An 8322-nucleotide genomic window follows, 5' to 3' on the forward strand; every position below is an offset into this window, starting at 1 on the left:
CTGAGCTAGTGCTGTGACAATTTCTTTGGTAAACTGATTCATGGGGAAGCCTCCTGTGATGTTTGTTTAGACGCTAACTATCATAAGGGAGAGGCTTCCCTTTTTCAATTCCCAATAATTCATTTACACATAATTATTTAAACACTCTATTAACTAGATATTGGCACTGAAAAATTAATTTAGTTGATCAACAGTAGTAATATGCTCACTAACTAGCATATAACAGGTTAGTCAAAAAAATTAGGATTGTGATAAAAATGAATATTGCTTACTTTGTTGAAACCAGAAAGAAGATGGGCCTGTCACAAAAAGAACTTTGTGATGGTGTGTGTACGCAAGCGACCCTCAGTCGTTTTGAAAAGAATGGTCAAGTTCCCGCGATCAAAATTTTAATTAAACTTTGTAATCGTTTAAACCTCAGCCTGGCCGACCTTTTTCCTAAGGTTGAGCAAGCTAGCAGCGCCTTGAATCGGAAAATGACCGACGCGGAGTTTAAATTGATCACCATGGATTACGAAGAAGCACAGCGTTCGTTGCAAGAAATTAATTTTGCCAGTATCGATAATGATGATCAGCGCTTGCGCTATCTTTATTTGCAAGGCTATTTGACGACGTTATTAGAAGGTGAGACCACTGATGCCTTATTTGCGTTTAGCCAGATTCTAGCGGCCGACGCCAAGGACTATACCGTGATCTACAATTTATTAGCGCTGACTGGCTCCGGCATAATTTACGCGCAAAAACAAGAAAACGAGAAAGCTGATTTTTACTTTAATAAGGTGCTTAAAGAAATCTATGATTACCAGATCCGCACGACGACAGATGTTTGGCGCGTCCTGAACATTGTTTATAATTGTGGCAAGTTCTATTCAGATGTCGGCGAATATGAAACCAGCGATGCCTTGTTGAACTATGCTTATGAGATCTGTGCGGATAATCATTTAACGTATTATTTGGCACGAGTTGCTTTCCGTTTGGCGCGCAATCAACGTGCTCAAGGCAAGCAATTAAGTGAGATCTGTGAGTACCTTAATGATGCCCGCGCGTTTGCCCGACTGAATGGTAACACGCATGAACTAAAGGCAATCGAAGCCTATCGTCAGACATTAGAAGTCTGATCAGGAACAAATCGCTTGCGTTATTCGCCATTGGCTAGTAGACTACTTTTTGCTTCACTAAAATAGAAAGTAGGTGGCCAAATGCTTGGCGAAACTTTATTAATCGTAGGGATCAGTGTTATTTTAGCCGGTTTGCTGGGGCTACCGCCGCGGTCACAACGCAATAAACAGACATTAGCGCACAACAACCAGAAAAAATAATCAGGAGCTCGCGCTTAGCGTGGGCTTTTTTATTTATTTTCAAGAAAACGGCTATTTGACCGTACTTTTTAACTATGTTAAGGTTATTTAATTGCGATATATTATAGAAGGAAGTGTTGATCACCATGAGTGTACTGACAGTGGAAAACCTCAGTCAGCAGTTTTTGGATAAAACGTTGTATGACGACACAGGTTTCGCCCTGAATCAGGAAGATCACATGGGTATTATCGGCCAAAATGGTGTCGGTAAGAGTACGCTGATCAAAATCATTACTGGACAAATTTTACCAGATAACGGTAAAGTCACCTGGAAAAAACATGCAAAAATTGGTTACTTAGACCAATACGTAAGTTTGACTGAAAAACAATCGATTTTTGAATTTTTAAAAACAGCTTTTAGCGACTTATACGAATTAGATGCGCAAAATGTACAGATCTACGCTGATTATGCGGCTAATCCTGATGATGACTTATTAGAAAAAGCTGGTAAAAATCAGGAGATCCTTGAAGCGCGCAACTTTTACGAAATTGAAACAACGATCAATCAGATCGCGACTGGTTTGGGGATCGATGCCTTTGGCTTAGACACCAACGCCAATGAACTTTCTGGTGGTCAGCGTTCGCGGGTTATTTTGGCAAAGCTACTATTAGAACAGCCCGATGTTTTGCTACTGGACGAACCGACCAACTATTTGGACACCAACCATATTACTTGGTTGATCGATTATTTGATCGACTTTCCCAGTGCCTACATTGTGATCTCCCATGATTACGACTTTCTCGGTGAGATCTCCAACTGTATTTGTGATATTGAGTTCGGTAAAATCACTAAATACCGTGGCAATCTGAAGCAAGCGTTACGCCAGAAAAACGATAATAAGGAAGCTTATTTGAAGGCTTACGCGACTCAACAGAAAAAAATTGAAAAAACCAAGGCTTACATCCGCAAATATAAAGCTGGTAGTCGCTCGACCATGGCTAAAAGCCGCGAAAAGCAATTAGCGCACATGGATGTTTTGACGCCACCTGGTAATTTGTTGGAATCACATTTCGCCTTTCCTTACGAGCCTAGCGCGGTACGGATGTTGCTGGAAGTCAGCGACTTATCCGTTGGTTACGAGAAGCCACTCTTATCACCGTTTAACTTTTCGATCACACAACCGGAAAAAGTAGCCTTAACTGGTTTTAACGGTATCGGTAAGTCTACGTTGCTTAAGACGTTGCTCGGTATTATTCCGGCGCTAGGTGGCGAGTTTGCCTTTTCCTCAACCACTAAGGTCGGTTATTTCCGCCAAGAATTGGCTTGGGACGATCCGAAGCAAACACCACTGCAAATTGTGCAGGCGGCAGCGGAGGGGATGACCCAACGTAAAGTTCGCCAATCGTTGGCCCGCGCCGGCATCGAGAAAGATAATGTCGAGAAGCCGATCAAAATGTTAAGTGGTGGCGAGCAGACGAAGGTCAAACTTTGTTTACTGATGCTGTTCCCGGTTAATTTATTAGTGCTTGATGAACCGACTAACCATTTAGATGATGGCACTAAAAAAGCTTTGGCTGCGGCCGTGCGCGATTTTGAAGGTAGCGTACTACTGGTCACCCATGAACCAGGCTTTTACGATGGCTGGATCGACCGCGTCATTGATATCGAAAAATTACAGAGTGCTTAGCGCGTTTCTGTCAGAACAATTAAAAAGTAGTCATAGGCACCATATTTCTAAACCAACGTTACTTTATGCGTTGGTTATTTTTGTGCAATTCTTAGAATTAAGCAGGCAAAATTCATGCAGTCCTCATCAATACCCGTTATGATAGCGGTAAAGAATGAAAGCGTACCTAAAAATAGATATTACGCGACTATCCGTCTAGAGAAAGGGGTTCATCATGGTTTTAAATTATAAAAGTGTTTTTGATATTATTGGGCCGGTGATGATCGGTCCCTCTAGCTCACATACAGCTGGCGCAGTGGCGATCGGTCACGCTGCGCGCAAGATTTTTCACGCACCGGCAACGACATTGACCGTCCGTTATTACGAGTCATTTGCCGAAACACACCGCGGTCATGGGACTGACTACGCGCTGGTCGCAGGCGTGTTAGGCTTACCACCAGCTGATCCACAAGTACCGAATGCCTTAACGTTAGCGCAACAGCAAGGCTTAGCCGTTAAATTTATTGAAATGGCGGGCCCTAGTCCGATCGGGCATCCCAATACGGCGATCGTCACGTTAAGCAATGAACAGCGCACGATCGAAGTAGCTGGCTGCTCAATTGGTGGTGGCACGATCGAAATTCGGCGCATCACGGTGGATGGTTTTGAGCTTAAGCCTAGCGGACCGTTGCCGATTTTGTTGGTTTGGGGCGCCAAGGACAATGACCAACGGATCCAGACCAAATTAGCTAAAATGACAAAAATCATGCGTCAGCAAAGCTATAATACGGCCGCAAAACATTTAGTGGAATTCGATTTAGAACGAAGCTTACAACAACATGAGGTTGATAGCTTGCAGCAAGGTGCGGCGGAACTAGTGTACTTATAGCTGCGACGAACGGGGGAAACTGAAATGCAAATATACGCAACGATTGCCGAACTCGTGTCGGCAGCAGAGACGGCTGATCTATCGCTGTCTGAATTAATGATCCAGCAAGAAGTCGCTAATAGTGGCAACAGTCGCGATGAAGTTTGGGCAGGGATGGAACGTAATTTGGAAGCCATGGCGGCTGCAGTTAAGCGCGGCAGTACTGGCGAAGGGGCCTTTTCTAAGACTGGTTTGACTGGTGGCGAGGCGATTAAATTAAAGAATTATCGTGCGACTCACCAAAGCTTATCCGGTGATACCATGTTAGCCGCAGTTCAAAATGCTATTGCGACGAATGAGGTCAACGCGGCGATGGGAATCGTTTGTGCGACGCCAACGGCTGGTGCGTCAGGAACGTTACCCGGCGTTTTATTTATGTTACAAGAGCGATTGAACTTGACCCATGAACAGATGATTCGTTTCCTATTCACTTCAGGTGCTTTAGGGATGATCATTGCTAATAACGCGATGATTGCCGGTGCGACTGGCGGCTGTCAGGCTGAGGTCGGTAGCGCATCGGGGATGGCAGCTGCGGCGGCCGTTGAAATTGCTGGGGGTACGCCGGAACAGTCGGCGGAAGCTTTAGCGATGGCGCTAAGTAATTTACTTGGCTTGGTTTGTGATCCAATCGCGGGTTTGGTGGAATTACCTTGTGTTAAGCGTAACGCGATTGGCGCGACGAACGCATTGATCTCCGCCGACATGGCATTAGCTGGTCTTACAAATAAAATTCCGGCGGACGAAGTTGTTGGCGCGATGAAAAAAATCGGCGAAGATATGCCACAAACTTTGCGGGAAACTGGCCGCGGTGGCTTAGCAGCTACACCGACAGGCATTAAAATGAAGATGCGTATTTTTGGTCAGGATCGTGATTTTGAATAATGTGGTGCAAAACAGCGATCAACAGCGCTGTTTTTTTGTGACCAAGATCGTTGTCGGCGACTATTTAAATTTTAACTGACGTTAGCAAGTGAGCGATTCGCTAATTAATCAGTAGCAAAAACCAAATAAATGGTGACTAGCCACTACTTTTGTCTCCTTTTGTCTCATTTGTGCGTCATTTCTTTAACAATTTGGCAAAATTCGACGTCTTCAGTTGATGCAATCGACCGAATGCATTAGAATTAGGCTAAACAGATTATTTTTGTAAGCGATTGATGTATTCAGAATTCGCTGGCAAAAGTGGGTTTCTTTACGGCGACCTGAATAATAATCATGAGAAAGTAGATGGAGACCACGAGTAAATCAACAGATACAGCAAATACGACGAGCACGAACGATGTCATGCTTACGGATATTGTCAACACGCGTTCGGCTACTGAAAATCAGTTAGCTGATTTGGAGAGTCAACTCAAAGCTGTTAAAGATGAGTTACGCGACCAACTCTTTACTGAGCGAAAATTGCTACTGAATCAAATCAACCAGATCGTACCTCAGATCGAGGCGTTAAAAGAAGACAAGCAAAAGGATCAGCAGTCAGTGACTGATCTGCAAGGCGATGTTGAGGACGAGACGACGGTTCAATTCGGCAACACCAAGCAGCAGCAGTTACGGGCGAAAGAACAGTTAGCCACGGTAGAACAGCAGCAAGCCGATGTCGCTGATTCGATTGCTGAATATGAAAAGCAAGTTGCTGGGGCTAAGGAAGAACTCGCCGGCTATGAGCAAGAAGAAGCCGATATGGTTGAAAAAATCAAGCAAGAGACTGATTTGGCTAAAATGATCTCCTTAGCTGAGCAACAAAAGAGTCACGTTCAGGTTTTGAATGCGAAAAAAGACGATGTGCAGCGCCAATTGGAAGTTGTCGATGTTAAGTTGACTAACGCCCAGAAACGCCAGTCTGAACTTCCCAAAGAAGCCGCTAATATTAAGTCCAAGCAAAATGTGTTGGATGAACAATTAGATAAGTTGCAAAAAGAAATCGATGCAAAACAGGCTGATCGTGAAAAAGCACGCCAAGCTGCAGAACGGCGATTAACGTCAACGCAAAGTGCCTTGGATAATGCACAAAATCGGCATCAGCAATATACGACACAGCTGGAAAATACGAAAGAAAAATTGGCGCATTATTTTCAAGTAACTGAAAGTGTCAATGAAGTTGTCTTGGACCAGGAAGCGCGCTACTTTGTCTTTGAGCGTAATTTAGAACGGACACCTGACGCTGAACAGAAACAAATCTTGCAGGCAACTGCAGCAACGTTCAAGCAGGCACAGGTGGCACCAACGTACATTACGGTTGACTACAATGATTACTTGCAAGCAACTTGGCAGGATTATCAACAGCAAGGATTGATCGCACCTAACGCGCAATTACTTAATTTGTACCAAGCACTACAAGATAGTGATCAACCTAAGGCGGTAACGGATAACATTATTCCGCAAAATAATGATTGGCAGTACACTAAGGATGAGGGAACTCATTCAGAGTTGGTGCGTGATCAGAATAATCAACCAGTCATGCAGTTGAAACGCCGTGATGACGATACACTTTGGTATGTGCTTTACTATAGTCAAGGCAAAGTGATCAAACGGGATGTTTTTGATTTAGAAGGACAATTGTCAGCGACGCAGTACCTCGATCAGAATAATGCTAACCGCGTCGTCAGTGAGAATTTTTATCGGACCAATGGTAGCTTAGTCTTGGTCAAAGAGTATAACGAGAAGGATAAGGAAACGATTCAGCTCCTAAATGAAGCGGGTGTCTTATTAGAAGTCTTCTCTACTGAAAATGAACTGATCATTTGGTGGCTGAAGAATATGGTCTTCACTAATGACCATAGTCAGTTATTGATCGATAGTGGCAATGATTTCTATGGTTATTTGACTGAAAATCAACCAGAACAAGTTGATTTATTGCCAATAATCGATGATTTAGCGACGCAAGCAACTTTGGTCAATAATATTTTGACTGGTAAGGCCGGTATTCGCAATCTCTTCTTATTACAACAAGCTGATTACGAGAAAGTCATTGAAACTAGCCAAATTTCACTCAATGCTAGTATTCTTGGCGCTAAATAATTTAATTTTACCAGGAAGCCATTCATTGATGAGTGGCTTTTTGTTTAGATTTTGATATAAGGGGGAAGCTAATGTTAACACGAACGTGGTTAGCGCAATTGCCGCTTACAAAGATTAAACGCGTGCAACCGGTCAGCGGTGGGGACATTAATCAAGCCTATTGTGTGCAGACGGAGCGCCAACGTTACTTTTTAAAAGTACAAAAGCAGCAGACTGGTGCTTTTTTTGCACATGAACAGGCAGGGCTTGAACTGTTAGCACCGGCTATTCGGGTGCCACAAATTATTGCTAGTGGCACAATTGCCGGCGATGCTTATTTACTATTAGAATGGTTGGACTTTGGCTCTGGGGATGAGGCGGCATTAGGTCGGGCTATCGCACATGTTCATCAGCAACACGCGAATCAGTTTGGCTTAGCTCATGATTTTACAGCCGGGAAACTGCCTAAATATAATGCTTGGTGCAATGATTGGGCAGATTTTTATATTAATCAACGTTTAGCAGTGCTAGCAGATTTAGCGCGCCGGCAACAGCGCTGGAATGATTTTCGGGAACAGCAGCTGCAACAACTATATCAACGAATTAGAACATATTTTGCGACGGTTAAGCCAGAGCCAAGCTTATTGCATGGCGACTTATGGTCGGGGAACAGTAACTTTTTAACTGATGGTACGCCGGTTCTATTGGATCCAGATGTTTTCTATGGTGATCGAGAAATGGATCTAGCGATGACCCAACTATTTGGTGGCTTTTCCGCAGCGTTTTATCAGGCTTATACTGAAGTTTATCCGCTGCGAGCGAATTATCAGCAACGAATGCCTTGGTATCAGACATATTATTTAATGGCACATCTTAATTTATTTGGGGAGACATACGGTCCCGCACTTGATCAAACGCTGTTACAAGCGACTATATAATGAATGTTCATGCGAATTGAAAATTTTTATGAATTAATGCTTGACGTTCTTTTAGAACCGTAGTATATTATTTAAGTTGTCAAATTTAAGTGTTCAAAGCAATTCATTAAGTTGTTCAAAGCAATTTAAAAAAGTTGTTGACAGGAGCATTTAAACTTGATATAGTATAAAAGTTGCGTATCGCGTTTCGTTAGCTGAATAACTTATGAATATTTATTCAAAAAAGTTCTTGACAGATTTCATCCGTCATGCTAAACTAATTAAGTTGTGTTGAGCAACGACCGTAGATCTTTGAAAACTGAACAAAGTTTCGACAAATCAAATGTGTAGGGTCTTTATTTTTTGCTGGTTTTCGGACCGGTCGAAGTAAAGCAAACATTTGCGAAGTCAATTCAATTTGAATTATAACTCGCTAGCAACAAAAACAATTGAGCAATCAATTTTCATTTTATATGAGAGTTTGATCCTGGCTCAGGATGAACGCTGGCGGCGTG

At 43.0% G+C, this 8322-nt stretch carries 6 protein-coding genes; all 6 read left to right on the forward strand.

From position 1 onward, the window contains the following. Positions 1 to 257: 257 nt before the first annotated feature. A complete protein-coding gene (locus EKM76_RS12115; RefSeq protein WP_125550873.1) occupies positions 258 to 1118 on the forward strand; it encodes a helix-turn-helix transcriptional regulator in 861 nt (286 codons plus the stop codon). Positions 1119 to 1444: 326 nt separating this feature from the next. Continuing rightward, positions 1445 to 2986 (forward strand): ABC-F family ATP-binding cassette domain-containing protein, encoded by a 1542-nt coding sequence (locus EKM76_RS12120; protein ID WP_125550874.1) that lies wholly within the window; start codon positions 1445 to 1447, stop codon positions 2984 to 2986. Between the two features lie 214 nt (positions 2987 to 3200). Next, on the forward strand, positions 3201 to 3854 hold the full coding sequence (locus EKM76_RS12125; RefSeq protein ID WP_125550875.1) for a serine dehydratase beta chain: 654 nt from the start codon (positions 3201 to 3203) through the stop codon (positions 3852 to 3854). A gap of 30 nt (positions 3855 to 3884) precedes the next feature. Then, positions 3885 to 4775 carry an L-serine ammonia-lyase, iron-sulfur-dependent, subunit alpha gene (sdaAA, locus tag EKM76_RS12130; protein WP_164507653.1) on the forward strand — a complete coding sequence of 297 codons (891 nt, stop codon included), beginning with the start codon at positions 3885 to 3887 and terminating at the stop codon, positions 4773 to 4775. Positions 4776 to 5120: 345 nt separating this feature from the next. Further along, positions 5121 to 6911, forward strand: a complete 1791-nt coding sequence (locus EKM76_RS12135; protein ID WP_225417943.1) for a coiled-coil domain-containing protein — start codon at positions 5121 to 5123, stop codon at positions 6909 to 6911. Between the two features lie 71 nt (positions 6912 to 6982). Continuing rightward, entirely contained in the window at positions 6983 to 7828 is an 846-nt protein-coding gene (locus tag EKM76_RS12140) for a fructosamine kinase family protein (protein WP_125550877.1), read from the forward strand. The last annotated feature ends 494 nt before the right edge of the window (positions 7829 to 8322 follow it).

The sequence above is a fragment of the Loigolactobacillus zhaoyuanensis genome (assembly GCF_003946385.1).
Classification (GTDB): Bacteria; Bacillota; Bacilli; order Lactobacillales; family Lactobacillaceae; genus Loigolactobacillus; species Loigolactobacillus zhaoyuanensis.